The 24,660-nt window shown below is 71.9% G+C and carries 23 protein-coding genes; 9 read left to right on the top strand and 14 right to left on the bottom strand.

Going from position 1 to position 24,660, the window contains the following annotated elements:
- The first annotated feature begins 85 nt into the window (after positions 1–85).
- Positions 86–562: a YbaK/EbsC family protein gene (locus V6R91_RS19425; RefSeq protein ID WP_336396769.1), complete on the top strand. Its 477-nt coding sequence runs from the start codon at positions 86–88 to the stop codon at positions 560–562.
- Between the two features lie 143 nt (positions 563–705).
- Positions 706–3,858, top strand: coding sequence for a M14 family metallopeptidase (locus tag V6R91_RS19420; protein WP_336396560.1), 3,153 nt, complete (start codon positions 706–708; stop codon positions 3,856–3,858).
- Positions 3,859–3,872: 14 nt separating this feature from the next.
- On the opposite strand, the gene V6R91_RS19415 is transcribed toward V6R91_RS19420, so the two are convergent.
- The 4 genes from V6R91_RS19415 to V6R91_RS19400 all read right to left on the bottom strand — a co-directional run bounded on the left by V6R91_RS19415 (position 3,873) and on the right by V6R91_RS19400 (position 9,197).
- Positions 3,873–5,822 (bottom strand): glycogen debranching N-terminal domain-containing protein, encoded by a 1,950-nt coding sequence (locus V6R91_RS19415; protein ID WP_336396559.1) that lies wholly within the window; start codon positions 5,820–5,822, stop codon positions 3,873–3,875.
- Complete coding sequence (locus tag V6R91_RS19410) at positions 5,819–6,637, bottom strand: carbohydrate ABC transporter permease (protein WP_442928155.1); 819 nt, start codon at positions 6,635–6,637, stop codon at positions 5,819–5,821. The genes V6R91_RS19415 and V6R91_RS19410 overlap by 4 nt, the downstream gene beginning before the upstream one ends.
- A gap of 83 nt (positions 6,638–6,720) precedes the next feature.
- Positions 6,721–7,926 (bottom strand): carbohydrate ABC transporter permease, encoded by a 1,206-nt coding sequence (locus V6R91_RS19405; RefSeq protein WP_336396558.1) that lies wholly within the window; start codon positions 7,924–7,926, stop codon positions 6,721–6,723.
- Between the two features lie 11 nt (positions 7,927–7,937).
- Complete coding sequence (locus V6R91_RS19400; RefSeq protein WP_336396557.1) at positions 7,938–9,197, bottom strand: sugar ABC transporter substrate-binding protein; 1,260 nt, start codon at positions 9,195–9,197, stop codon at positions 7,938–7,940.
- A 191-nt stretch (positions 9,198–9,388) separates the two neighbouring features.
- On the opposite strand from V6R91_RS19400, the gene V6R91_RS19395 reads away from it, so the two are divergent.
- Positions 9,389–10,405 (top strand): LacI family DNA-binding transcriptional regulator, encoded by a 1,017-nt coding sequence (locus V6R91_RS19395; RefSeq protein ID WP_336396556.1) that lies wholly within the window; start codon positions 9,389–9,391, stop codon positions 10,403–10,405.
- Here the strand turns inward: V6R91_RS19395 and V6R91_RS19390 are convergent.
- Complete coding sequence (locus V6R91_RS19390) at positions 10,400–11,197, bottom strand: IclR family transcriptional regulator (protein ID WP_336396555.1); 798 nt, start codon at positions 11,195–11,197, stop codon at positions 10,400–10,402. The two genes, V6R91_RS19395 and V6R91_RS19390, sit on opposite strands and share 6 nt — an antisense overlap.
- Positions 11,198–11,258: 61 nt before the next feature.
- On the opposite strand from V6R91_RS19390, the gene hutH reads away from it, so the two are divergent.
- From hutH to hutI, 3 genes are all read left to right on the top strand, one after another.
- A complete protein-coding gene (gene hutH, locus V6R91_RS19385) occupies positions 11,259–12,809 on the top strand; it encodes a histidine ammonia-lyase (protein ID WP_336396554.1) in 1,551 nt (516 codons plus the stop codon).
- Positions 12,810–12,904: 95 nt separating this feature from the next.
- Positions 12,905–14,596 carry a urocanate hydratase gene (gene hutU, locus V6R91_RS19380; RefSeq protein ID WP_336396553.1) on the top strand — a complete coding sequence of 564 codons (1,692 nt, stop codon included), beginning with the start codon at positions 12,905–12,907 and terminating at the stop codon, positions 14,594–14,596.
- A 33-nt stretch (positions 14,597–14,629) separates the two neighbouring features.
- Positions 14,630–15,802 (top strand): imidazolonepropionase, encoded by a 1,173-nt coding sequence (hutI, locus tag V6R91_RS19375; RefSeq protein WP_336396552.1) that lies wholly within the window; start codon positions 14,630–14,632, stop codon positions 15,800–15,802.
- A gap of 50 nt (positions 15,803–15,852) precedes the next feature.
- Here hutI and V6R91_RS19370 read toward each other — a convergent pair whose 3' ends face one another.
- The 8 genes from V6R91_RS19370 to V6R91_RS19335 all read right to left on the bottom strand — a co-directional run bounded on the left by V6R91_RS19370 (position 15,853) and on the right by V6R91_RS19335 (position 21,870).
- A complete protein-coding gene (locus V6R91_RS19370; protein WP_336396551.1) occupies positions 15,853–16,323 on the bottom strand; it encodes a SixA phosphatase family protein in 471 nt (156 codons plus the stop codon).
- Positions 16,320–17,207, bottom strand: a complete 888-nt coding sequence (locus V6R91_RS19365; protein ID WP_336396550.1) for an agmatinase family protein — start codon at positions 17,205–17,207, stop codon at positions 16,320–16,322. Before V6R91_RS19365 ends, V6R91_RS19370 begins: the two co-directional genes overlap by 4 nt.
- Positions 17,208–17,287: 80 nt before the next feature.
- Entirely contained in the window at positions 17,288–17,638 is a 351-nt protein-coding gene (locus V6R91_RS19360; RefSeq protein WP_336396549.1) for a gamma-glutamylcyclotransferase family protein, read from the bottom strand.
- Between the two features lie 97 nt (positions 17,639–17,735).
- Positions 17,736–19,007 (bottom strand): DUF445 domain-containing protein, encoded by a 1,272-nt coding sequence (locus V6R91_RS19355; RefSeq protein WP_336396548.1) that lies wholly within the window; start codon positions 19,005–19,007, stop codon positions 17,736–17,738.
- A 102-nt stretch (positions 19,008–19,109) separates the two neighbouring features.
- Positions 19,110–20,282 carry an acyl-CoA dehydrogenase family protein gene (locus tag V6R91_RS19350; protein ID WP_336396547.1) on the bottom strand — a complete coding sequence of 391 codons (1,173 nt, stop codon included), beginning with the start codon at positions 20,280–20,282 and terminating at the stop codon, positions 19,110–19,112.
- Between the two features lie 39 nt (positions 20,283–20,321).
- Positions 20,322–21,077: an alpha/beta fold hydrolase gene (locus V6R91_RS19345; RefSeq protein WP_336396546.1), complete on the bottom strand. Its 756-nt coding sequence runs from the start codon at positions 21,075–21,077 to the stop codon at positions 20,322–20,324.
- A 43-nt stretch (positions 21,078–21,120) separates the two neighbouring features.
- Entirely contained in the window at positions 21,121–21,618 is a 498-nt protein-coding gene (locus tag V6R91_RS19340; protein WP_336396545.1) for a MarR family winged helix-turn-helix transcriptional regulator, read from the bottom strand.
- A gap of 21 nt (positions 21,619–21,639) precedes the next feature.
- Positions 21,640–21,870 (bottom strand): hypothetical protein, encoded by a 231-nt coding sequence (locus V6R91_RS19335; protein WP_336396544.1) that lies wholly within the window; start codon positions 21,868–21,870, stop codon positions 21,640–21,642.
- A gap of 129 nt (positions 21,871–21,999) precedes the next feature.
- Between V6R91_RS19335 and V6R91_RS19330 the strand changes: the two genes are divergently transcribed.
- Entirely contained in the window at positions 22,000–22,365 is a 366-nt protein-coding gene (locus V6R91_RS19330; protein ID WP_336396543.1) for a DUF7882 family protein, read from the top strand.
- A gap of 25 nt (positions 22,366–22,390) precedes the next feature.
- The gene (locus V6R91_RS19325) at positions 22,391–22,795 is read left to right on the top strand and encodes a pilus assembly protein CpaE (protein WP_336396542.1); all 405 of its coding nucleotides are present in this window, start codon (positions 22,391–22,393) and stop codon (positions 22,793–22,795) included.
- A 55-nt stretch (positions 22,796–22,850) separates the two neighbouring features.
- On the opposite strand, the gene V6R91_RS19320 is transcribed toward V6R91_RS19325, so the two are convergent.
- Positions 22,851–24,059: an MFS transporter gene (locus tag V6R91_RS19320; protein ID WP_336396541.1), complete on the bottom strand. Its 1,209-nt coding sequence runs from the start codon at positions 24,057–24,059 to the stop codon at positions 22,851–22,853.
- A gap of 364 nt (positions 24,060–24,423) precedes the next feature.
- Between V6R91_RS19320 and nrdH the strand changes: the two genes are divergently transcribed.
- A complete protein-coding gene (nrdH, locus tag V6R91_RS19315; RefSeq protein ID WP_336396540.1) occupies positions 24,424–24,657 on the top strand; it encodes a glutaredoxin-like protein NrdH in 234 nt (77 codons plus the stop codon).
- Positions 24,658–24,660: the final 3 nt, after the last annotated feature.

Here is a 24,660-nt window from a genome sequence, read left to right as displayed (position 1 = left end):
GGGGCTCCTCGCGCAGTGGGGCGCAGAGTGCGCGGCCGCGGTGCCCCTCGCGCGTGCGCGTTCGCCCTAGGCTGATGCGGTGACCATCCCCGACTCCCTTCCCGCCCGCAGTCGGCTCGTGCACGACGCGCTGCGCGCGGCCGGCATCGCCGGTGACATCGTGGTGCTTCCGGATGCCGCGTCCACCGCGGCCCTCGCCGCGGCGGCTCTCGGTGTCGAGGTCGGCGCGATCGCCAACAGCCTGGTCTTCTGGAGCGACGACGAGCCGCTCCTGGTCATGACGAGCGGTGCGCACCGTGTCGACACGACGCTGCTGGCCGAGCGCCTGGGTCGCGGGAGGATCCGGCGCGCCACCCCGGAGCAGGTGCGCGAGGCGACCGGTCAGGCGATCGGCGGCGTCGCACCGACAGGGCACCCGGCACCGCTCGCCACCGTCGTCGACGAGGACCTTGCGGGTTATCCCGAGATCTGGGCGGCGGGCGGCACGCCGCACACCGTGTTCCCCCTCACGTTCGACGAGCTCGTGCGCCTCACCGGCGGCACGGTCGCCAAGGTCGACTGAGCAGCCGAACGCCGGGCACCCGCGCGCCGTCCCCTTGACGCGTCATCGCGCGAGGGGTAGAAGTTGACCGTCCGCGTCGCGCCGAGCGCCGGGGGACACCCGCCGCGACCCGGTCACCGCACACGCGTGACAAGGGGAAGCTCATGATCCGCACGCTCGCCGCGGCCGCCGCCGCAGCCCTCGTCCTCACCGGTCTCACGGTGAGTCCCGCCTTCGCCGGTCCCGAGCCGCCGCCGACGGACGACGCCCTCGCCGTCTACACCGGTTCGGTGGATGCCGACGGCCTGGCGGCGATCGTCGGCCTCGGCGTGGACCGGCACGAGGTCGTGACCACCGCAGGCGACGCACCCGGCGAGATGGGGGTGCAGGTCATCCTCAGCCCCGACCAGGCAGCGGCGCTCGCGGAGGAGGGGACGGCGCTCGAGCCGAAGCGGCCGACCGCAGGCCTGCGCTCCCTGGCCGCGGGGGACGGCGTGTTCCGCATGTACGGCGGCCCGGGGGGCTTGCTCGAGGAGCTCCAGGACGTCGCGGCGCAGCATCCGAAGATCGCGGACTTCCGGGTCATCGGCCAGTCCACGCAGGGGCAGGACATCGGTGCCGTGCGGATCACCAAGGCTGCCGGCAGCCGGAACGACGGCGCACGGCCGACGACGATCTATGTCGGGGCGCAGCACGCCCGCGAGTGGATCACCCCCGAGATGGTGCGGCGGCTGCTCGACCACATCGTCACCTCGTACGGGGAGGACCCGCGGATCACCGACCTCGTGGACACCACGGAGCTCTGGTTCGTGCCCGTGGCGAACCCCGACGGCTACGACTTCACCTTCGAGCCCGGCCGGCGCCTGTGGCGGAAGAACCTGAAAGACAACAACGGCGACGGCGCCATCACGCCCGACGACGGCGTCGATCTCAACCGCAACTTCCCGACGCGCTGGGGCTACGACAACGAGGGGTCCTCGCCGTCACCGGGCTCCGAGACCTACCGCGGCCCGTCGCCGGCCTCCGAGCCCGAGACGCAGGCGCTCGACGGGCTCTTCGCCGAGCTCACGCCGGAGTTCCTCGTCAACTACCACTCGGCGGCGGAGCTGCTGCTCCACGGCATCGGCTGGCAGGTGGCCACGCCCTCTCCCGACGACGTCGTCTACGAGGCGATGGTCGGAGACGACGCCGACCCGGCGGTGCCCGGCTACGACCCCGACCTCTCGGCGGAGCTCTACACCACCAACGGCGACACCGACTCGCACGCGCAGGAGGCGTACGGCGTGCTCGGCTTCACACCGGAGATGGCTACGTGCGAGTCGGCCTCGGACTCGGTTCCCGACGACGAATGGGAGGCGGAGGACTGCGCGAGCGGGTTCCACTTCCCCGACGACGAGGAGCTCATCCAGGCCGAGTTCGAGAAGAACATCCCGTTCGCGCTGGCGGTCGCCGAGTCGGCGAAGGACCCGGACGACCCCGTCTCGGTGGTCGGACGCGACGCCGAGGACTTCCGCGTCGACACGTTCTCGGTCTCGTACGGCGACCCGCAGACGGTCGCGGTGTGGGCCAAGCGCGACCTCCGCAAGATGGAGATGAACTACCGGATCGACGGCGGGCCGGCGGTCTCGGTCCCGGTCGAGGAGTGGCGCGGCGGCGAGCGCTACGGCGACGAGAACTCCGACTACTACGCGGAGTACCGCGGCAGCGTCACCGGCGCCGGGCCGGGCGACAGCGTGGAGGTGTGGTTCTCTGCCAGACCCGCGGCGGGCGACACCAGGGGTCGGGGTGCGAACGAGCGCGTGGAGAGCACGCACTTCACGTACGACGTGGTGCAGGACAGTTCCAGCGCGGTGCTGGTCATCGCCAACGAGGACTACTCCGGCGCCCGCAACGCCGGCGAGCCGCGACAGGAGGACGGGCCGAAGTACGCCGACGCGCACGTGGCCGCGCTCGAGGCCAACGGCGTCGCCGCGGACGTGTGGGACGTCGACGTCGACGGCGTGCCGCACGACCTCGGCGTGCTCAGCCACTACGACGCCGTGCTGTGGTACCTCGGCGACAACCGGCTGACGCAGGACGAGGAGGACCTCCTCACCGAGACCTACCTGTTCGGCGAGGTCACCGACCTCTCGGTCGCCGAGCGTCAGCAGTACCTGACGATCGCGGTGCGGGACTTCCTCAACGAGGGCGGGAAGCTCGCGCTCGCCGGCGAGACGGTCGGGTACTACGGCCAGCTCGGAGCCGCGCTGGGCGGCATCTACTACGGCCTGGACGGTGCGCCGGATGAGGACTGCGTCGTGACGTCGGACTTCTTCGCGGACTGCCTGCTTCTGGCCGACGACTTCACGCAGTACTGGCTCGGCGCCTACGACCGCACGCCGGTCGCCGCCGACGGGATCACCGGCATCGCCGAACCGCTGACAGACCTGGAAGCCCTGTTCGGCGGACCGGCCGTCGCGGACAACCCCATCGACGAGGCGGGCCTGCTCACGGCGACGAGCGACGTGCTCCCGGTCGAGCAGTTCCCGCAGTTCGAGAGCTGGGCGGCGGCCGAGTACGTGGCGCCCTCGGGCCCGTTCATCCCGGTCGGAGGCGAGTGGGCGATGTTCGCGTCGCACATCGACGACGGCTATCAGCGGCTGGGGCGCACCTACACGGTGCCGTCGCTCGGAGCGGGCGAGACGGCGACCTTCGACGCGAAGATGTCGTACTCCACGGAGCTCGGCTACGACCACGTCATCGTCGAGGCCCGTGTCGTGGGCGGCGACCATTGGACCACGCTCGCGGACGAGAACGGCGCCACCTCGACGGAGGTGCCCGCCGAGTGCGAGGCGGGCTTCTTCCTGGCCATCCACCCGCAGCTGGCGGAGTACATCACGCAGGGCGACCCGTGCCTGCCGACGACCGCCACGGGGGAGTGGAACTCGTTCACGGGCAACTCGGGCGGGTGGATCCCGGTGTCGTTCGACCTCTCGGCGTATGCCGGCCAAGAGGTCGAGATCGTCGTCAGCTATGTCACCGACCCGTTCACCGGCGAGACCGGGCTGATGCTCGACGACACGGCCCTCGTGGTCGGCGGCGTCGCGACCGAGGTCGAGGGCTTCGAGACCGGCACCGGCGCATGGCAGGTGCTCGGGGCACCGGAGTCGAGCCCGGGCAACGCGGCGGAGTTCTTCCGGTACGACGCCGAGGGACCGTTCCACAGCGCGACGGCGACGCCCGACACGCTCCTGTTCGGCTTCGGCCTGGAGCAGCTGGAGTCCGACCAGGCGCGGGAGGAGGTGGTGGCGAGGATCCTGGCGCACTTCGCCGGGTAGCCGGGCCGTGGGGCTCAGCCGCGGAGGACCTCGCGGCACGTGACCGCCGCGGCGGCCGACCACGCCTGGGGGCGACAGGCGGCCGGGTACGGCGTAGGCCGTGACGTGTCGACGGAGGCGTCACCGGCGTGCAGCTCGGGCACGCGATAGCCGAACCCCTCGGCCGCGGCCAAGAGACCGTCGACCACCCGGCGGGCGGGCTCCCGGAGTCCTGCGCGGGCCATGCCGTGCGCGCAGATGGCGCTGTCGTGGGTCCAGACGCTGCCGCCGTGGTACGACAGCGGCCAATAGCCGGCCGCCCCGGTCGACATGGTGCGGATGCCGAAGCCGCTGGCCATCGAGGGCGACACGAGCAGCTCCGCGACGTGCTCCTCCTCCTGGGGGTCGAGCAGTCCCGTCCCGAGGAGGTGCCCGATGTTGCTCGTCAGCGTGTCGACGGGGCGTTTCTCGCGGTCCAGCGCGATCGCGGGATAGCGCCCCTCCGGCGTCTCCACCCAGAACGCGGCGGCGAACCGCTCGCGCAGCCGCGCCGCCCATGCGCGCAGCTCGTCCGGCGCCGGCACGTCGGGCGAGGCATCCCGCCCCTCATCGCCGAAGGCGTCGAGGAGATCGGCGCCCGACATCACCGCCTCGTACGCGTACGCCTGCACCTCGCAGAGCGCGATCGGGCCCTCCGCGAGGCGGCCGTCGCGCCACTGGATCGAGTCGCCGGAGTCCTTCCATCCCTGGTTGGCGAGCCCTCGGCCCGTGCGGTCGACGTAGTCGAGGAAGCCGTCGCCGTCGCTGTCGCCGTGGTCGAGGATCCACCGGAGAGCCCGCACGAGCGCGGGGAGGAGGTCGCGGACCTCGGCGTCGGGCATCCCGGCGCGCCAGGCGTCGGCGAGCACGCACACCCACAGCGGCGTCGAGTCGACGCTCCCGTAGTACAGCGGCGGCAGCACGATGCCTTCGCCCGGCATCTCGAGCGTCGTCGCGCGAAGCTCGTGGAGGATCTTGCCCGGCTCCTGCGCCGTGTCGGGATCGTCCTTGCTCCCCTGCAGCCTCGCGAGGACGCGGAGAGTGGATGCCGCGATCCCCGCGTCGACGGGGAGCACGAGGCGGGCCGCCCACAGGGCGTCGCGTCCGAACAGCGTGAAGAACCAGGGGGCACCGGCGGCGAAGAAGTCGTCGTCGGGGTGCTCCGGGAGGCTCAGGCGCAGCGCGTCCAGGTCGCCGAGCGCCGTCTCGAGCCACCGTGCGAGCCGCGGCTCGCGGACGGCGACCTCGGCGGCGAGCTCGCCGGCGTCCCACGGTGCGGGCGAGGGCGCCTCGCGGACGACGAGCGCGTCGTCCTCCAGTTCGAGCGACCACGTCACCTCGGCACGACCGCCGGGCGGCACCTCCACCGGCCAGCTCGCGGCGACCTCACCGCCGTCGACGGCGACGGCTGCTCCCGGGGCGTGGACGGAGAGCCGCTGCCCGGCGGTCGAGGCCGCGGTGGCGGCATCCGTCGACGGGCTCCCGATGTCGGCGACGCGCGGGGCGGGGATGCCGGCCTTCACGTCGTGCAGTGGGGCGAAGTCCGGCGTGAGCCGGAGCGTGAGGGTCGTCCTCAGGGGCGTCGGGAGCCGGGACGCGACGGTGATCGTCTCGGTGACGCGACCGGATGAGACCCGGCGATCGCGGGCGATCCGCACCTTCGGATCCGGGGTGGGATCGTCCAGGCCTCGGAGGAGCCCTCCGAACACGAGCCGGTCGGGCCCGTCCGGCGCGGCGGAGATCCACTCCACGGGCGAGTCCTCGCACGACAGGGAGAGCGCCCGCACGTGGCGCACGTCGCCGTGGTAGAGCCCGTGGATCGGCGCGACGCCCAGATCGCCGTGAGGACCCGACCACGTCTGCGTCGGGGCGCGGAAGACGATCGTCGCGTCGTCGAGCAACGGCTGCAGGGGAGTAGGGGGCGTGGTGCCCGGGACGTGACTCATTCCTTGACGGCTCCTTGGCTGGCGTTCATGATCCTCCGCTGGAAGATGAAGAAGAGCACCGCGACCGGGATCGTCATGATCAGTGCGGCCGCCAGTTTGAGCGGATACTGCGTGCCCTGGCTCAGCTGGCCCGACGCGAGCCCGGCGACGCCCTTGGTGAGGGTCGTCAATTCGGGCGACTGCGTCGAGACGATGAAGTGCGACAGCTCGTTCCACGAGCCCTGGAACGACAGGATGACGATCGTGATCAGCGCGGGCCGGGCCATCGGGAGGACGACGGACCAGAAGATGCGGAAGGTGCCCGCCCCGTCGATGCGCGCCTGCTCCTCGACCGACACCGGGATCGACTCGAAGAAGTTCTTCATGATGAACACGCCCGCGGCGTCGACGAGCAGCGGCAGGATCATGCCCGCGTACGAGTCGTAGATGCCCAGCTGGTTGATGACGAGGAACCGGGGGATCAGCAGCACGACGCTCGGAACGGCCATGACGGCGATGACGGCCGCGAACACGATCCCCCGACCGCGGAAGTCGAGTCGGGCCAGGGCGTAGCCCGCGAGCGAGACGAAGAACACCCGCAGGATCGTGACGGTGATGGTCACGATCGCCGAATTGCCGAACCACACCGGGAAGTCGCTGCGCAGGAAGAGACGCTCGTACGCCGCGGTCGACCAGACCTGGGGGATGAGCGACACGGGGTTGGCGGCCGCCTCGGCGTCCGTCTTGAACGACGTCGACAGCTGCACCAGGAACGGATAGATGTAGACGAGCGCGATGGCGATGAGCACGGCGTACAGCAGGATCTGCCAACCCATGCCGGAGGTGCGACGTCGCTGCGGGGTTCGTGGTCGGGGCATTGCGGGCGCCGCGGTCTGCGGCCGGCCGACGGTCGTCTCGGTCATCGCTCGGCTCCGTTCGTGCGGTCGGGGTCGCCGGCGTCGGACGCGCCGGCCCGGTCGGGCGGACTGGGGACCTGGTTGGCGGCGACTGTGGCGGGAGTCGCTGTCGACGGACGCGTGGGCAGCTCGTACTGGCGGGCGCGCCGGCGTGAGACCGGACGCTCGCGCAGCACCCAGCGCTGCAGCATCGTGAACACCACGATGATCGCGAAGAGGATGAACGCGATCGCCGCGCCCTGACCCCAGTTCTGGTCGAGGAAGCTCGCGTCGTACGACAGATAGGCCGGGGTCAGCGTGGTCTTCGCCGGTGAACCGCGGGTGCCCGTGTAGATCTGGTCGAACACCTGCCAGCAGCCGATGAGCCCGAGGGTCAGTACGGTGAACAGCGCGGGACGCAGCTGCGGGAGTGTGACCTGCCAGAAGCGCTGCCAGGCGTTCGCCCCGTCCACCATCGCCGCTTCCTGGATCTCCGGGCCGATGTTCTGCAGTGCGGCGAGGAAGAGCAGCATGAACGTGCCGCTCGTGGTGAAGATGGCCATGAGGATGAAGGCCGACATCGCCACCGAGGGCCCGGCCATCCAATTCCACCAGGAGACGGCGATGAACCCGTTCTCGGTCAGCACCGTCGGACCCTCCCGGACGCCGAGGCCGGACAGCAGCACGTGGAAGATGCCTCGTGGATCGGCGAACCAGTTGGGTCCGTCGATGCCCACGACGGCGAGCACGGCGTTGACCACGCCGCGCGGGTTGAACAGGAACAGCCACAGCACCGTGATCGCCACACTCGCGGTCACCGACGGGAAGTAGAAAGCCGTGCGGAAGAACCCGCGACCGCGGAGCACCGCCCCGTTCACGAGCAGGGCGAGGAACAGCGACAGGGCCGTCTGCAGCGGCACGACGAGGAGCACATACCACGCGTTGTTGCGCATGGCGGTGCCGAAGTCGCGCGCGGTCAGGCCCTCGCCGGTCGCGACGCTGGCGTAGTTCTGGAGGCCGACGAAGCTCACGTTGCCCGAGAACGGGCTTCCGCGCCCGCTCCAGTCGGAGACGCTGACCCACAGCGCCATGAGCACCGGGACGAGCAGGAAGACGCCGAGGATGACGATGACGGGCAGGGTGAAGACCCAGCCCGCCAGCGTCTCGCCGCGACGGATCCCCGATCGGGAGCCCCGTGCACGGCGAGACGCTGAAGCGGTGGCGGTCATCGCAGTCGCCCTCAGCCGACGATCGCCTCGAAGTTCGACTGGACCGTGTCGAGGATCTCCTGCGGATCGCCGTCCTTCAGTCCCTGGAGCGCGGAGTTGAAGTCGGTGATGACGTCGGCGGACCCGTCGTACGTCGGGAAGCCCTGCGCGTAGTCGGCGCCCGCGAGGAAGGCCGCGAGCTCCGGGTTGTCGCTGGTCCATTGGTCCGCAGCGGACTCCGCCGAAGGCATCGGCCCGAACGCCTCCGAGAACGCGAGCTGCTGCTCCGCGCTCGTCATGAACTCCACGAGGTCGAGCGCCGCCTCCTGGTTCGGGCTGTCGGCCGCCATGCCCCAGCAGTTCGTGAACTGCAGGGTGCCCTTTCCGGCGGGTCCCTCCGGCAGCTCCGCGACGATGTACTCCACGTCGGGGAAGTCGTTCGTCATGGCACCGGTGATCCAGTTGCCCTCGATCGTCATCGCGCTCAGCTGCTTTCCGAATGCCTCACCGCCCCAGCCGGCGCCGAGATCCTGCGCGTACGCGAACGAGCCCGCCGCCATCTGCTCCTGCACGTAGGTGAGGGCGTCGACGTTCTCCTGGCTGTTGGCGATGACTTCGCCGTCCTCGATGAGGCCGCCGCCGGCCTGCGCCATGAACGTCCCGATGCGCTGCCACTCCCAGCCGAATCCGAGCCCCACGACGCCGTCCTTCGTGAGCGTCTGGGCGACCGTCGCCAGCTCGTCCCATGTCGTCGGGATGTCGTCCTCGGTCAGGCCCGCCGCATCCCACAGTCCTTTGTTGATGATGAGGGCGAGCGTCGAGAAGTCCTTCGGAGCGCAGTAGAACTGGTCGTCGTACGTGAAGTTCTCGATGAGCGACGGGTAGAAGTCGTCCTTGTTCTCCAGCAGGTCGCCGTACGCGACCAGCGAGCCGTTGTCGGCGTAGCCCGCGAGGAACTCGGGGGCCAGGTAGAACAGGTCCGGCGGGTCTCCCGCCGCGAAGCCCTGCGAGAGCTCCTGCGCCTGATCGGTGGCGACCTTCACCTCGACGTCGATGCCCGACTCCTCGGACCAGGCCGCGGCCGCCTCCGTCACCGCGTCGGTCTCGGCGTCACCGCTCGATCCGAACAGGATGGTGAGGCTTTCGTCGGAACTCGTGAGCTCGCCGTCGGCGGCGCCGCCACCGGTGTCGCCGGAGTCGTCGAATCCGGAACCGCAGCCCGCAAGGGCCAGTGCCCCGGTGACGAGGAGCGCCCCGGCCCCGAGGGCGGCGCGCGCGATGTGCCGTGTCATGTCTCTCTCCTTTGATGAGTCAGGCGCGACGGCCGGCGAGGAGTCGACTCCGTGTGGGGTCGTTCGAATTTGAACGATCAAAGTCTGCCGTCGATGGTCACGGTAGAACGGCTCTCCCGCGACTGTCAACCCGTTTGACGGAGCCGTAGGATAACGATTTGAACGCTCAAGTCGGGTGCCCGGGAGGTGTGATGGCGAAGTCGCCGACGGTCGAGGACGTCGCCCGAGCGGCCGGGGTGTCGCGGCAGACCGTGTCGAATGTCCTGAACACGCCGGAGATCGTGCGGGAGGCGACGCGGGAGCGCGTCCGTGCCGCGATCACCCGATTGGGCTACGCGCCGTCGATGGCCGCTCGACGGCTTCGCACCCAGCGCAGTGCGACGATCGGCATTCACCTCGACCCGTATGCGGGGGGGATCTCGGGCATCGTGCTCGACCGGTTCATCCACGCCCTCACCGAGCGGGCCACTCCGCGCGGGCTTCGCATCCTCGTGTACGCGGCCGACGACGCCGAGGAGGAGCTGAGGCGCGTGCGCCAGCTCCGCGAAGGGGGAGAGATCGACCGCATCGTGCTGACCGGCACCTACGCGGGCGATCCCCGCGCCGACTGGCTCGCCGAGCACGGCATCCCGTTCGTCGCCTTCGGCCGTCCGTGGGGCGAGCCCGGCGAGGGCGCCGCGATGGGGAACCCCGAGCGGCCCTGGGTCGACGTCGACGGTGCCACGGGCACCCGTGCCGCCACCGTGCACGCGCTGACCCACGGTCCGCGGGTGGCGTTCCTCGGGTGGCCGAGCGGGTCGGGGACCGGCGATGACCGCGAGCGCGGCTGGCGCGAGGCGATGGGCCCCGGCGAAGATCTTCAGGCCCTCCGATGGACGGCGGTGGACACGGTGTCGGCGGCGCGCGCGGTGGCGGAGCAGGGGCTCGCCGCCGGCGCCGTCGACGCCATCGTGTGCGCGAGCGACACCCTCGCCGTCGGTGCGCACCTCGCAGCATCGCACGGCGGGCACCCCGACATGCTGGTGGTCGGATTCGACAACACCCCGGTCGCCGAGGCGCTCGAGCTCTCGAGCGTGGAGCAGCGGCCCGAGCGAGTGGCCGACGCCGTGCTCGACCTGCTGGTCGCCGACACGGAGACGCACGACGGCGCCTGGCACCGCCTCATCGAGCCCGAGCTGATCGTGCGGCAACGCGAGGACGCGTCATAGCGGCGCGGGCCTCGTGCCCCGGATGCGGCGCTCGAGCTCCCGGGCCGCGGGGGCCAGCAGTGCTGCGACGGCGGCCGGGTCCCGCTCGCCGTCGGCCGGGTAGGTCACCGCGATCGCCGCGATCGGCCAGCCGACGTGGTCGAGGACGGCGACCCCGACCGAGGCGAGCCCGAGGGTCACCTCGCCGTCCTCGAAGGCCCAGCCCCGCGACCGCACCTCTCTCAGCAGCTCCCGCAGCTCGCCGGGCCGGCCCGGACCCCGACCCGTGCGGTCCGAGAAGGACGCGGCGTCCGGGAACAGGGCGCGCACCTGCTCCCGGGGAAGCGCCGCCAGCATCGCGCGCCCGGTCGCCGTCAGGTGCGCGGGCAGGCGCACGCCGACCTCGGTGACGAGCGCCGGCCGTCGGGACGCCCGCTCCTCGACGATGTAGAGCACGTCCCGCCCGTGCATCACCGCGAGGTGGGCGCTCTCGCCGGCTCGATCCACGAGGTCGGCCAGGACGGGGCGGCCCAGGCGCGCGAGCGGCTGCTGCCGGGAGTACCCACCGGCGAGCTCGAACGCGGCGATCCCGAGTCCCCAGCGCTGCTCCTCCGGGAGATGCACGACGAACTGATGCTCGTGCAGCGTCGCGAGCAGGTGGTACACGCTCGACCGGGGGATCCCGAGCCCCGTGGCGACCGTGCGTGCGGGCACCGGTCCGCGCTGACGTGCGAGGAACGACAGGATCCGCAGGGTCTGATCCGCCGCCGGCACCTGCGGACGGCCGGGCGGGTGAGCGGGGATGTCTGCCATGACAGACACAGGATGCCACGGCCCGCCGTGCCGGGGAACACCCGGGGTGTGCAATCGAACCATGACCGTTACGACCGAGCAGCTGGTCACCGTCGGCGCCGCACCGCTGACCCGGGAGCACGTCGCCGCGGTGGCGCGGCACGACGCCCGCGTGGAGATCGATCCCGGAGCGCTCGAGCGCGTCGCGGCGACCAGGGCTCTCGTCGAGGGCCTCGCCGACGACCCCGAGCCGCACTACGGCATCTCCACCGGATTCGGTGCGCTGGCGACGACCTTCATCGCCCCCGAGCGGCGGATGCAGCTGCAGGCCAGCCTCATCCGCTCCCACGCCGCGGGCACCGGGCCCGAGGTCGAGCGCGAGGTCGTCCGCGCGCTGATGCTGCTGCGGCTGCAGACCCTCGCGACCGGCCGGACCGGCGTCCGGCCGGTGGTCGTCGAGACGTATGCCGCCATGCTCAACGCCGGCATCACGCCGATCGTGCGCGAATACGGATCCCTCGGGTGCTCCGGCGATCTCGCGCCGCTGTCGCACGTCGCCCTCGCCGCGATGGGCGAGGGACGCGTGCGCACCGCCGACCGGACGGAGGCCGACGCCGCCGAGGCGCTCGCGGCGGCATCCATCGCCCCGCTCGTCCTGCGCGAGAAGGAGGGCCTTGCGCTCATCAACGGCACCGACGGCATGCTCGGGATGCTGCTGCTCGCCCTCCACGACCTCTCGGTCCTGCTCGACACGGCCGACGTCGCCGCTGCCATGTCGGTGGAGTCGCAGCTCGGGACGGACGCGGTCTTCGCGGCCGACCTGCAGGCGCTGCGCCCGCAGGCAGGCCAAGCGGTGTCGGCGGCGAACCTGCGTGCGGTGCTGACCGGCTCGCCGATCGTCGCATCGCACCGCGACCCGGCCGTCTGCACGCGCGTGCAGGACGCCTACTCGCTGCGCTGCTCGCCGCAGGTGCACGGCGCCGCCCGCGACACGGCCGACCACGCGCAGCTGATCGCCGCGCGCGAGCTCTCGGCCGCAGTGGACAACCCGGTGATCACCGACGACGGCCGCGTCGAGTCCAACGGCAACTTCCACGGCGCGCCGGTGGCGTACGTGCTGGACTTCCTGGCGATCGCCGTCGCGGATGTCGCGTCCATCGCCGAGCGGCGCATCGATCGGGCGCTGGACCCGGCCCGCAGCAACGGCCTGCCCCCGTTTCTCGCGCATGAGGTGGGCGTGGACTCCGGGCTCATGATCGCGCAGTACGCCGCGGCGGGCATCGTCTCGGAGCTCAAGCGGCTCGCGGTGCCGGCATCCGTCGACTCGATCCCGTCCTCGGCGATGCAGGAGGATCACGTCTCGATGGGCTGGGCGGCCGGCCGGAAGCTCCGCCGCGCGATCGACGGGCTGTCGCGGGTCCTGGCGGTGGAGGTGCTCACGGCGTCCCGGGCTCTCGATCTGCGCGCGCCGCTCGAGCCCGCGGCGGCGACCGCCGCCGTGCGAGACGTGGTGCGCACCGTCGTCGGCGGCCCGGAACCCGACCGGTTCCTCTCGCCCGACATCGAGGCCGTGACCGATCTCGTCGCGTCGGGGGCGGTCGCGACGGCGGCGTTCGCGCACGCGGCCCGCTGATCCCGAACGATGGCCGCGCCAGCATGTCTGTCATGCCAGACAGGCCGCCGGAGCAGGGTGTTGTCCGGAGCGCGGCCGGTGTGTGGAATCGACTCATGACCACGATCGACACGCACGCGGCCACCGCGCACCCGCCGGTGCGCGCACCCCGCGGTGCGGAGCGCACCGCGAAGAGCTGGGGCGCGGAAGCCGCCAAGCGCATGCTCATGAACAACCTCGACCCGGAGGTCGCCGAGCACCCCGAGGATCTCGTCGTGTACGGCGGAACCGGCCGTGCGGCGCGCTCGTGGGAGGCCTTCGACGCGATCGTGCGCACGCTCGACGAGCTGGAGCCCGACGAGACGCTGCTCGTGCAGTCGGGCAAGCCCGTCGGCGTCTTCCGGACGCACGAGTGGGCGCCCCGCGTCCTGATCGCGAACTCGAACCTCGTCGGCGACTGGGCGACGTGGCCCGAGTTCCGCCGCCTCGAGGCGCTCGGGCTCACGATGTACGGACAGATGACCGCCGGCTCGTGGATCTACATCGGCACGCAGGGCATCCTGCAGGGCACCTACGAGACGTTCGCCGCGGTGGCGCGGTCGCTCGGCCGTGACGACCTGTCGGGCACGCTGACCCTCACCGGCGGCGCGGGCGGCATGGGCGGCGCGCAGCCGCTCGCCGTGACGCTCAACGGGGGAGCGGTGCTCATCGTCGACGTGGACGAGTCGCGGCTGGCCCGGCGCGTCGAGCACGGCTACCTCGACGAGTACACGACCGATCTCGACGCGGCCGTCGCCCGCGTGGTGGCCGCGAAGGAGGCGGGCCGCGCGCTGTCGGTCGGAGTGGTCGGCAACGCCGCCGAGGTCTTCGGCGACATGCTGCTCCGCCACCGCGCCGGCGAGGTCGCCGTCGACATCGTCACCGACCAGACGAGCGCCCACGACCCGCTGGCCTACCTGCCGGTCGGCATCGCATTCGAGGACTGGAAGGCCGAGGCATCCCGCGATCCCGAGGGCTTCACCGCCCGCGCCCGCGGCAGCATGGCCAAGCACGTCGCGGCGATGGTGGGATTCCAGGATGCCGGCGCCGAGGTCTTCGACTACGGCAACTCGATCCGCGCCGAGGCGCAGCTGGGCGGCTTCGACCGCGCCTTCGCGTTCCCCGGCTTCGTGCCGGCCTACATCAGGCCGCAGTTCGCCGAGGGTCGCGGTCCTTTCCGCTGGGTCGCGCTCTCGGGCGACCCGGAGGACATCCGCAAGACCGACCGCGCGGTGGCGGAGCTGTTCCCCGACAACGCCGGCCTCGTCCGCTGGCTCGAGAAGGCCGGGGACGCCGTGCACTTCGAGGGGCTGCCCGCACGCATCTGCTGGCTGGGATACCAGGAGCGCCACCTCGCCGGGCTGAGGTTCAACGAGATGGTGGCGTCGGGTGAGCTGTCGGGCCCGATCGTGATCGGCCGGGACCACCTCGATGCAGGCTCTGTCGCCTCCCCGTACCGCGAGACGGAGGCGATGGCCGACGGCTCCGACGCGATCGCCGACTGGCCGCTGCTGAACGCGCTGCTCAACACGGCCAGCGGCGCGGCGTGGGTGTCGATCCACCACGGCGGCGGCGTCGGCATCGGCCGCAGCATCCATGCCGGCCAGGTCACGGTCGCCGACGGCACGGCGCTCGCCGCCGAGAAGCTCGAGCGCGTGCTCACCAACGATCCCGGCACCGGGGTCATGCGCCACGTCGACGCGGGGTACGACCGCGCCAAGGAGGTCGCCCGTGAGCGTGGCCTGAAGGTGCCGATGCTCGATGCGTGAGCCTGCCGGCGAGCAGGAGGACGGACGGATGCCGTGACCACGATGCTGCTCACGAACATCGGCGAGCTGACGACGAACGTCGAGCGGGACGGGGATCCGTGCGGCACGCTGCACGACGCCGCACTGCTGATCGAGGGGGACCGCGTCGCGTGGGTCGGCCCGGGCGCGGAGGCCCCGAGCGCCGGGGATGCCGAGGTGATCGACGCCGGCGGCCGCGCGCTCATCCCGGGGTTCGTCGACAGCCACACGCATCTGGTGTTCGGCGGGGACCGCGCGGACGAGTTCGAGGCGCGGATGACGGGTACGCCGTATGCGGCGGGCGGCATACGACGCACGGTCGCCGCGACCCGCGCCGCCGGCGACGAGGTGCTCCGCGCGCGACTGCGCGCGTTCGTGGCCGAGCTGCACGCCCAGGGCACGACGACGTTCGAGGTCAAGACGGGGTACGGGCTCACGGTCGCCGACGAGGAGCGCCTCGCCCGGCTCGCGGCCGAGGTGACGCCGGAGGTCACGTTCCTCGGCGCCCACGTCGTGCCGGCCGAGTACGCCGAGCGGCCCGACGACTACGTCGAGCTGGTGTGCGGCGAGATGCTGCGGGCGTGCGCCCCGCACAGCCGCTGGATCGACGTCTTCTGCGAGCGCGGCGCGTTCACGCCGGACCAGACCCGGCGGATCCTCGCCGCGGGGGTGGCCCAGGGGCTCGCCCCCCGGGTGCACGGCAACCAGCTCGGCCCCGGCGAGGGCGTGCGCGTCGCGGTGGCGGCGGGCGCGGCATCCGTCGACCACTGCACCTACCTCGACGACGCCGACGTGGCGGCACTGGCCCGCTCCCGGACGGTGGCCACGCTCCTGCCGGGGGTCGAGTTCTCGACCCGCCAGCCGTACCCCGATGCGCGCCGCCTGATCGACGCCGGCGTCACCGTCGCCCTCGCCAGCGACTGCAACCCCGGCTCGAGCTTCACCAGCTCGATGCCGCTCATGATCGCGCTCGCCGTGCGCGAGATGGGGATGACACCCGCCGAGGCGCTGTGGGCGGCGACGGCCGGTGGGGCACGAGCGCTCCGGCGCGACGACGTCGGCGCGCTCGCACCCGGCATGCGCGCCGATCTGGTGATGCTCGACGCGCCGACGCGCGTGCACCTGGCCTATCGGCCCGGCGTCCCCCTCGTCCACACCGCATGGGTGGGCGGCCGGACCGTCGCGTGACGGGCCGGAGTCGCTCGGGCAGGGCCGGGCGGCTCCGGTCGTCGACGATCTCAGCGGGGCGTGTCGAAGGTCCACTCGTCGGGGTCGAGCGATGACGCGACGTCCCAGTCGTCCGCGTACCACGTGAAGGTCGCCACGGCGCAGGTGGGCATGTGGCCGATGGCGTCGCCGGACAGGCGTCCGGCCAGCACGCTCATCCCGGGGTCGTGCGCCACGACGAGCACCGACCTGCCGCGGCTGCCGGCCGCCGTCGCCAGCAGCACGCCGGCCGGGGCTCCGTAGAGCTCGGGATCGAGCGAGACGCGGACGTCCAGCGCCTCGGCGAACGCGCGCGCCGTGCTGCGGGCGCGCACCGCGGTGCTGGACAGGATGATGTCGGGCCGGAATCCGGACTCCGCGAGCCCGCGGGCCATGCGCGGGGCATCCCTCCTGCCGCGGTCGTTCAGCGGGCGGTCGTGATCGTCCAGCTCCGGGTCGCCCCAGTCGGATTTCGCGTGCCGCACCAGCGCCAGACGGATCATGGCCCGACCGCCTTCCCCGCGAGGAGCTCCAGGACGCACAGCGCCGCCAGCCGCACGGTGCGACCGTCGGGGGCGTCGGCCGTCGCGTCGACCTCTGCGATGTCGGCGCTGTGCACGCGGGCGTCCGCGGCGACGGCGCGCACGAGGGTGCGCAGCTCCCAGGCGGCGAGCCCGCCGGGGACCGAGGCCGGGCACCCCGGTGCCACCGACCGGTCGCACACGTCCACGTCGATGTCGAGGTGGACCGGCCCACCGCCCGCCCCGGCGACCCGGAGCGCCTCCGCGACGACGTCGGCCGTGCCGCGGCGGCGGAGGTCGTCCATCGTGACGACGGTGATGCCGAGGTCGGCGGCGCGCCGCGCGTAGGCGACCGAGTTCGCGAAGTCGGCGATCCCGAGCTGCACGACGCGGCGCGGGTCGAGGCCGTCCTCGACGAGCCGGCGCACCGGCGAGCCGTTCGAGACGCCGTCGCGGAGGTCGAAGTGCGCGTCGATCGTGATGAGTCCCGCGGCGTCCGCGCCCTGCGCCACGGCGTAGGTGATCGAGTTGTCGCCGCCGAGCGCGATCACGAGGTCGGCGCGCTCCCGCAGGGCGGCCACCGCCAGCCGGACGGATGCCTCCCCGGCCTGACCGTCGGGCTCGTCGATGTCGCCGACGTCCGCGATGCGCAGGCGGTCGTCCAGGTCGACCGGCGGCGGTCCGAGCAGGGTGGGGCTGTAGCGGCGCAGCGCCTCTCGGATCGCGGCGGGGGTCGCATGCGCGCCGGTGGGGGACAGCGACGTGCGGAAGGCCGGGACGCCGAGGAGCGCGGCATCCCAGTCGCCCTCGTCGATCGGGGGCCACGCACCCGCGCGCGGCCACAGGACGTCATGCGGAAGCGTCACGCTCCGACGCTACCGGGCGGCCGGGCGCGGGCGCAGCCCCCGCCCGCATCGCGGGACCGCCGCCGATCCGCCGGCTCCGGTCAGATGCCGACGTAGACCCAGGCGGACCGGCCGCTGGCCAGCACGACCGAGATCCTCCGGTACAGCGACACCTCGTACTCGTCGGCCGCGTCGATCTCGTCGTCGGTGACGCGCAGCACCCGCCCCACGACCTTGTCGAGGGGATTGCCGGTCTCGCGCACGATCGGGTGCACCGTCAGACCCGACAGGTCCACGACCCGCGGGTCCGCGATCTCGGCGTAGTCGACCGTGTAGCCCGGCAGCGCGTCGTCGTCGCCGTCGAGCAGCCTGCCGAACGTGTCGAGCTGCACGTCGGGATGCCGCAGGGTGCCGTAGGTGAAGAGGAGCTGGCTGGGCAGGTCGTCGGACACGCCTCCATCCAACCCGTTGCGCAGCCGTCACGGCGGATCTGTCATCGAGTGTTTACACGGCGGATCCGCCGACGCCCGGCGCGGCCGTGGCGGCGCCTCAGCCCAGCAGCGCGTGCGCGATCGAGAAGATCGCGAGTCCGGCGAGCGATCCCACGATGGTTCCGTTGAGCCGGATGTACTGCAGGTCGCGGCCGACCATGAGTTCGATCTTCTCGGTGGTCTCGGCGGGGTCCCACCGCTCGACCGTGTCGGTGATGATCGAGGCGATGTCATGGCGGTACCGGTCGACCAGGAACACGGCGGCATCGGTCACCCACACGTCGACGCGGCGCTGGAGCGTGGCATCCGTCGTCAGTCGCACGCCGATCTCGCCGAGCGCCTCCGCCGCCCGGCGACGCAGCCCGCTGTCGGCGTCGGCGAGGGAGTCCAGCAGCCCCGCCTTCGCCGTGGTCCACGCCTCGGAGGCGAGCTCGCGCACGCGCGGGCTGTCGAACACCGCGAGCTTGGCGTCTTCGAAGCGCCCGATCGTCGCGGGGTCGTGCTGCAGGTTCTCGGCGAGCCGCGCGAGGTAGCCGTCGATGGCGACGCGCGCGGGATGCTGCGGGTCGGCGCGGACGGCCGCTGTCAGCTTCACCGCCTCGTTGTACACCGTGTCGTCGACGAACCGGTGCGCGACCGACGGCACCCACGACGGAAGGCGGCGCGAGACGAGCCCGCCGAAGGCGGCGCGATTGGCCGCCAGCCACGCCGCGACCGTGTCCGCGGCGAGGTCGACCGCCGCGTGATGGCCGCCCGCCTCGATGATCCGGCCGAGCCACCCGCCCAGCGGAGGCCCCCACTCGGGCGCGATGAGGTGTTCGCGGGCCAGCTCCTCGAGCAGGTCGCCCACGTCCTCGTCGCTGAGCGCGCGCACCACGCTGGCGGCCATCACGGATGCCTCTGCCGCCACGCGCTCGGCATGCGCGGGCTCGCTCAGCCACTCGCCGAGGCGCGCCGAGATCGCCGTCTGCTCGAGCTTGGCGCGCACCACGTCGGCGCGCAGGAACTCCGTCTCGACGAACTCGCCGAGCGTCTGGCCGATCTCGTCCTTGCGGCTGGGGATGATCGCGGTGTGCGGGATGGGGATCCCGAGGGGATGGCGGAACAGGGCGGTGACCGCGAACCAGTCGGCCAGCGCCCCGACCATGCCGCCCTCGGCGGCGGCCCGGACGTAGGCGAGCGCGGGCACGTCCTGCTGGAACGCGAAGGAGAACGCGAACAGCACCGCCATGAAGACCAGCGCGCCGAGGGCGACGCCCTTCATGGTGCGCAGGCCGCGCCGCCGCTCCTGGTCGGCGGGGCTCAGCAGATGGGTCGGGGTCCTCGCCATGGGGTCATCCTCGCACGCGCCCGGTGACGCGAGCGCGATACGCGTCGGCGGTTGCGGCAGCGTCCCCGACGAGGTACACGGCGGCCGACCGGCTGCTCTCGCTCAGTCCTCGGTCGGGCCCAGCCACGCCGTCGCGACGGCCGAGTGCGCGGACTCGGGGTCGGACGGATGGAAGAGCCCGGCGAGCACGTCGCGGTACAGGCGGCTGAGCTCGTGGCCCGCGAAGTACGACGAGCCGCCGGCGACGAGCACGGCGTCGTCGACGATCGCCTTCGCGGACGTCACCGCGCGGTGCTTGACGCCGGCCAGCAGCGAGAACCAGCGCGGTCCGTGGTCGACGAGCGTGTCGACGTCGCGAGCGAGCGACTCGAGCTGCGGCGGCAGGGCGTCGTAGGCCAGTGCCATGTCGGCGATGCGCCGGCGGATGTCGGGGTCCTGACTGTACGGCTTGCCGGTGCGCTTCGAGGTGCGCCGGTTCGCGGCGTCGACTGCGAGGTCCAGCGCACGGCGGGCGATGCCGGTGTACACCGAGGCCAGCAGCAGCTCGAACACGCTGAAGATGCCGAAGACGAGCGGATCCGCGTTCGGCCCCGGGGGCAGCGTGCGCACCACCCGGTCTGCCGGGGCCACCGCGTCGCGGAGCACCGTCGTGCGCGACTGCGTGCCCCGCATGCCCAGCGTGTCCCAGTCGTCGCGCACCACCACCCGGCCGGTCTGCACCTCCGAGCGGGGCACGAACGCGTACACCATCTGCGGCGCGTTCTCCGTCGAGGTGTCCAGGCCGTGCAGGCCCAGCTGCGTCCACACGGGTGCGAGCGAGGTGAAGATCTTCGTGCCGGTGAACGCATAGCCGCCGTCGGGGAGGGGAGCGGCATCCGTCCCGCTGCCGAACAGCACGAGGTCGTTCCCGGCCTCGCTGATCCCGAACGCGAACACCTCGCCGGCCACCGCTCCCTCCTGCACGAAGCGCAGGGCGTCCACGCCGCGGTCGGCGAGCACCTTCGCCACGCCGGTCCAGACGAGGTGCATGTTCACCGCGAGTGCCGTCGCGGGCGCCGCCCCGGCCAGGCGCTGCTGGAGGACGGATGCCTCGCCCAGGCCGAGTCCCGCCCCGCCGAGCTCGCGGGGGACGAGGATCGACAGGTACCCGGCGTCCTTCAGGTCGGCGAGATCGTCGTCGGGGAAGGTGTTCTCACGGTCGTGCACCGCAGCGCGCGAGCGGATGCGCTCGAGCAGATCGTCGTCGAGGATGTCGCGGGGATCGAAGGGGGCCATCCCGTCATTCTTCCGCGAGGATGCGCGTCCGCGGGCGCGTCAGCCGATCACGGCCCGCAGCGCCGCCATCGTCGCCTCCGGCAGGTCCCGATGGGGTGAGTGGCCGGCACCCGCCACCACCGAGACCGTGAAGTGCCGGTTCGCCGCGACCGCCGCCTCGGCGGGCTTGCCGCGGAAGATCGAGTACACACGGGGGTCCGAGGCGATGACGTGGGTCGGCACCTCGATGCGCAGAGCCGCCTCGGTCACATCCCAGCGCGTGTTCTGCGCGCTGGTCTGCTCCACCGCCCACCGGCTCGCCTGCTGCGCCGACAGCGCCTTCAGCTCGATGTCCTGCGGGTGCCAGTCGGGGTGCTCCGCGCGCACGGCGGCCTGGGACGGGTCGTCGAAGGCGCGGGTCTGGCTGTCGCGGACGATGCCGCGGTCGCGATCGGTCAGTGCGATCGCCGGGTCGATGAGCACCAGCTGCCGCGTCCAGCCGGGGTCGGACGCGGCGGCGAGCACGGCCGCCGCGCCGCCGAGCGAGTGACCGATGACGAGATCCCATGGGCGGTCGCCGGCGCGGGCGACGACGACGTCGGCCGCGTAGGCGGGGAGCGTGTAGTCGAGGACGCGCGGCGCCGATCCGTGACCGCGCAGGTCGACGGCATCGGCCCGCCATCCCGCGTCGGCGAGGGCGACGCCGTAGCGCCACATCAGCGCGCCGTTCGAGCCGAGGCCGTGGATGAGGAGGGCGCGGCGCTCGGCCGCGTGGTGACCCCACGAGAGGCGGGGCAGCGTCACGGGAGTGGGCATGCGCCCAGCCTAGGAGCGCGGGCGCACGGCGGACGAGCCGAACTCAGCGAACCTGCTCGAGCGCGTCGGCGATCTTGCCGAGGACGGTCGCCGCGCATTCGGACTCGTCGTCGGGGAGGTCGTCGATGACCTTCACGATGGCCGAGTGGTGGGCGGCGAACACCTCGTCCACCCGCTGCACGCCGTCGGGCGTCGGGACCAGGAAGTGGGCCCGCCGGTCGCGCGGGTGCTGGACGCGCGTGACGAAGCCGCGTCCCACGAGGCGTTCCACCACGTTCGTCACTGTGGCGCTGGACGTGTCGAGCATCGTGATGAGGTCCTTGGGGCCGAGATCGCGGTGGTCGCGCACACCCTGGACCAGCAGGCGCAGTGCTGTGAGGTCCAGGCTCGAGAGGCCGGAGGCCCGCAGCGCCCGGTCGGACTGGCGGCGCTCGGCGGCGCGCAGCTGCAGGATCGCCGCGCTCAGTCGCTGACCGGCAGCGGAGCGCGGCTGCGCGGCGTAGAGATGCTCGCTCTCGTGGCGGATCACATTCTGCGGCATGGGGCCTCCCCGGTGCTCGAGTCACGTATGGCGCTCGACGACGGCGTCCCGCGCGTAGCTCAGCCCGACGTACTCGCCCAGGGGCCGACTGAACTCGTCGCGCGCGAGGTACCGCGCGCGCCCCAGACGCTCGATGGAGCCGAGGAATCCGCCGGAGGCGTTCCCCACCCAGAAGCCGCTGTCGACTTCGTGCCAGGTCGCGATCGAGCGATCTTCCCGGATGCGCCCTGCGACGCGTTCGACCATCGTCATTTTGTCTCCGTAGCATACGCACTTGGCGGTTATGACGTCTAGTGAATTACACAACGGCTGTGATACATATTCACTGGTGTTGACAGATGGTGGACTGTATGCCACCGACGGCGTGAGGAGGATTGAGAGATGGCACAGCTGTACTACGGAGCAGAGGCCCGTCCCGCCGAGATTCCCGACCATGTGCTGGCGCACATCAAGGTGCTGGCGGCGACCAAGCTGCGTCGCGGGGAGTCGTTCATGCTCACGTGGCCGAACGGCGAGGACCCGGCGCAGGGCCGCACCTCGGTGTGGATGCAGCCTTCGATCCCGCTCCGCTTCGTCTTCGACGGTCCCGAGCCGGACAGCCTGGATCGCGAGTACCTCCGCACGCTCGCCGACGAGGCGATGTCGGGCCGGGGGATCGTGCTGGAGTGGAACGGCGAAGCGCCGGACGCACCGAGCGCCGAGACAGGCCCGGAGCAGCCCCGCCCGGTGTCTGCGGTCGCCGCCTGACGCCCGGCACGCGCACAATGGACTGGTGATCTCGACCGAACTGGCGGTGGCGCTGCGCGATGCCGGCCTCATCTGGCATCCGCGTTCCGGCGACCGGTTCCAGCTGAACGAGCCGGAGTTCGAGGCCGACGTCTTCACCGTCAGCGAGATGACGATCGAGCCGAGGGAGTACGCCACCGGCAAGCTGCTCGCCTTCAACGGCACCACGGAGTGGGCGCTGGACTCCGTCGCCCTCGAGGACGCGCTGTGGCTGCCGCACGAGCACCAGCTGCGCGAACTCCTGCGCGGGGCCTTCCGCGCGCTCCGGCGCCTTCCGGACACGCACGAGGTGGAGATCGTGCTGGGCGGGGAGCGGCGGGTGTTCGAGCATCCCGAACCCGCCGACGCCTACGCGCTCGCGGTCCTGGAGCTTCTGGGCCGTCTCGCGTGACGTCAGCCCTCCGACGTGACGGAAGGGCGGACGCGGCCGGTGCGCAGGCTGGACGTCAGCCGATCGTGCTGACCGGCTCGGTGTCGGGGATCGGGCTCGCGCCCCGCACGCGCAGATCGGGGAGGCCACGGACGAAGGCGATGGCGACCGTGAGCGCGAGGCCGCAGAACGCCGCCGCGGCGATGTAGGCCGCAGCCACGCCGCCGGGGCCGTCGATGAGGAACCCCGCCACCGCCGAGCCCACCGCCGCGCCGATGAGCTGCCCGGTGCCGACCCACCCGAACGCCTCGGCCGTGTCGCTGAACTTCACGCTCGCCGTCGTGACCGCCGAGAGCACGGCGAGCGCCGGAGCGATGCCGATGCCCGCGACGAAGAGCGTGGCTCCGATCCACCACACGTTCAGCCACAGCGCCGTCAGGGCGAGCCCGAGCGTCACCACCGTCAGCCGCCGGGCCATCGCCCAGGACCCCATCGGCAGGTGGCCGAACGCGAAGCCGCCGATCAGGCTGCCGACCGAGAAGACCGCCAGCACCAGTCCCGCCTGGAGTCCGCCGTGATCGAAGGTCGCGACCACGGCGGCTTCCACGGCGGCGAACGAGCCGATGAGGAGGAAGCCGATCACCGTGGCGATGAGGATCGCCGGGCGCGTGAGCACCGTGCCGAACGACCTCTTGCTGCGCGGGATCCGGACGCGTCCGACCTCGGGGGAGAGGATGAACCACGTGCCGCCCGACACCAGGATCACCACGACCAGCACCAGCCCGACGACGGTGCCGGCCTGCGTGGCGACGAAGGTGATGAGCACCGGGGCGAGGATCCAGATGACCTCCTGCAGCGACGCGTCCAGCGAGTAGAGCGCGGTCAGCTGCGTCGAGTTCACCATCTTGGCGTAGATGGTGCGCACCGCGGCGACGATCGGCGGGGTCGAGGCGCCGGCGAGGAATCCGAGCACGATGTAGACGGGCACCGGGACGACGAGGAACGCGATGGCGGAGAGGGATGCTGCGCAGACCGCGGTCGTCAGCGTGAGCACGCGCCGCATGCCCCAGCGGCCCATCCAGCGGCTGGTGACGGGACCGGCGAGGGCCTGTCCGATCGAGACCGCCGCCAGCACGACGCCCGCCGCGCCGTAGGAACCGGTGATCCCCTCGATGTGCAGCAGGATGACGAGACTGATCATCCCGTTGGGGAATCGTGCCGTCAGCTGGGCGGCGATGATACGGGCGACCCCGGGAGTGCGCAGGAGTTCCCGGTAGCCGGCCACCTGTAAACGCTACGTCATGCGCGGCCCGGCCGACGACACGCCGACGACACGCCGAGGCGGCTCTCCACAGGCGAATCCGATGCCGGTCGCCGATGCGGCATCGCCGCTGTGGAGGAACGGGCGGCAGGGGCCGGGAAAGCATGGGGATCCAGGCGTTTTCCAGGCTTCGTCCGCTGTGGATGGATCGGTGGACAACCTGTGTTGTACATGGGGAGAACGGTGGAAAATCACACGGATGTAACTACTAGCCCTTGTGGTGCTATCGGATGTCGGTACCCATATGTAGTATTGGACTCCCGGTGGGGGGACTACCGGGAATCGCACCGGATGCCACCGGGGGAAGCACTGAGGAGACGGAATCGACATGGCGATCACGGTTTACACCAAGCCCGCGTGCGTGCAGTGCACGGCCACCTATCGGGCGCTCGATTCCAAGGGGATCGAGTACGAGATCCACGACCTCTCGGAGGACCCCGCGGCCCTCGAGCAGGTCAAGGCGCTGGGCTACCTCCAGGCGCCGGTCGTCATCACCGATGAGGACCACTGGTCGGGCTTCCGTCCCGACAAGATCGACGAGCTCGCCTCGCGACTGGGCTGACCG

The sequence above is a fragment of the Microbacterium sp. CCNWLW41 genome (assembly GCF_037083505.1).
The sequence above is the reverse complement of the archived record's forward strand: the minus strand, read 5'-3'. Positions and strand labels throughout refer to the sequence as shown.

What these genes read in the sequence shown, in the direction of transcription:
- V6R91_RS19420 (WP_336396560.1), top strand. Translation starts at nt 706, where the DNA reads ATGATCCGCACGCTCGCCGCGGCCGCCGCCGCAGCCCTCGTCCTCACC.
- V6R91_RS19415 (WP_336396559.1), bottom strand. Translation starts at nt 5,822, where the DNA reads ATGAGTCACGTCCCGGGCACCACGCCCCCTACTCCCCTGCAGCCGTTG.
- V6R91_RS19410 (WP_442928155.1), bottom strand. Translation starts at nt 6,637, where the DNA reads ATGGGTTGGCAGATCCTGCTGTACGCCGTGCTCATCGCCATCGCGCTC.
- V6R91_RS19405 (WP_336396558.1), bottom strand. Translation starts at nt 7,926, where the DNA reads ATGACCGCCACCGCTTCAGCGTCTCGCCGTGCACGGGGCTCCCGATCG.
- V6R91_RS19400 (WP_336396557.1), bottom strand. Translation starts at nt 9,197, where the DNA reads ATGACACGGCACATCGCGCGCGCCGCCCTCGGGGCCGGGGCGCTCCTC.
- V6R91_RS19395 (WP_336396556.1), top strand. Translation starts at nt 9,389, where the DNA reads ATGGCGAAGTCGCCGACGGTCGAGGACGTCGCCCGAGCGGCCGGGGTG.
- V6R91_RS19390 (WP_336396555.1), bottom strand. Translation starts at nt 11,197, where the DNA reads ATGGCAGACATCCCCGCTCACCCGCCCGGCCGTCCGCAGGTGCCGGCG.
- hutH (WP_336396554.1), top strand. Translation starts at nt 11,259, where the DNA reads ATGACCGTTACGACCGAGCAGCTGGTCACCGTCGGCGCCGCACCGCTG.
- hutU (WP_336396553.1), top strand. Translation starts at nt 12,905, where the DNA reads ATGACCACGATCGACACGCACGCGGCCACCGCGCACCCGCCGGTGCGC.
- V6R91_RS19370 (WP_336396551.1), bottom strand. Translation starts at nt 16,323, where the DNA reads ATGATCCGTCTGGCGCTGGTGCGGCACGCGAAATCCGACTGGGGCGAC.
- V6R91_RS19355 (WP_336396548.1), bottom strand. Translation starts at nt 19,007, where the DNA reads ATGGCGAGGACCCCGACCCATCTGCTGAGCCCCGCCGACCAGGAGCGG.
- V6R91_RS19350 (WP_336396547.1), bottom strand. Translation starts at nt 20,282, where the DNA reads ATGGCCCCCTTCGATCCCCGCGACATCCTCGACGACGATCTGCTCGAG.
- V6R91_RS19345 (WP_336396546.1), bottom strand. Translation starts at nt 21,077, where the DNA reads ATGCCCACTCCCGTGACGCTGCCCCGCCTCTCGTGGGGTCACCACGCG.
- V6R91_RS19340 (WP_336396545.1), bottom strand. Translation starts at nt 21,618, where the DNA reads ATGCCGCAGAATGTGATCCGCCACGAGAGCGAGCATCTCTACGCCGCG.
- V6R91_RS19335 (WP_336396544.1), bottom strand. Translation starts at nt 21,870, where the DNA reads ATGACGATGGTCGAACGCGTCGCAGGGCGCATCCGGGAAGATCGCTCG.
- V6R91_RS19330 (WP_336396543.1), top strand. Translation starts at nt 22,000, where the DNA reads ATGGCACAGCTGTACTACGGAGCAGAGGCCCGTCCCGCCGAGATTCCC.
- nrdH (WP_336396540.1), top strand. Translation starts at nt 24,424, where the DNA reads ATGGCGATCACGGTTTACACCAAGCCCGCGTGCGTGCAGTGCACGGCC.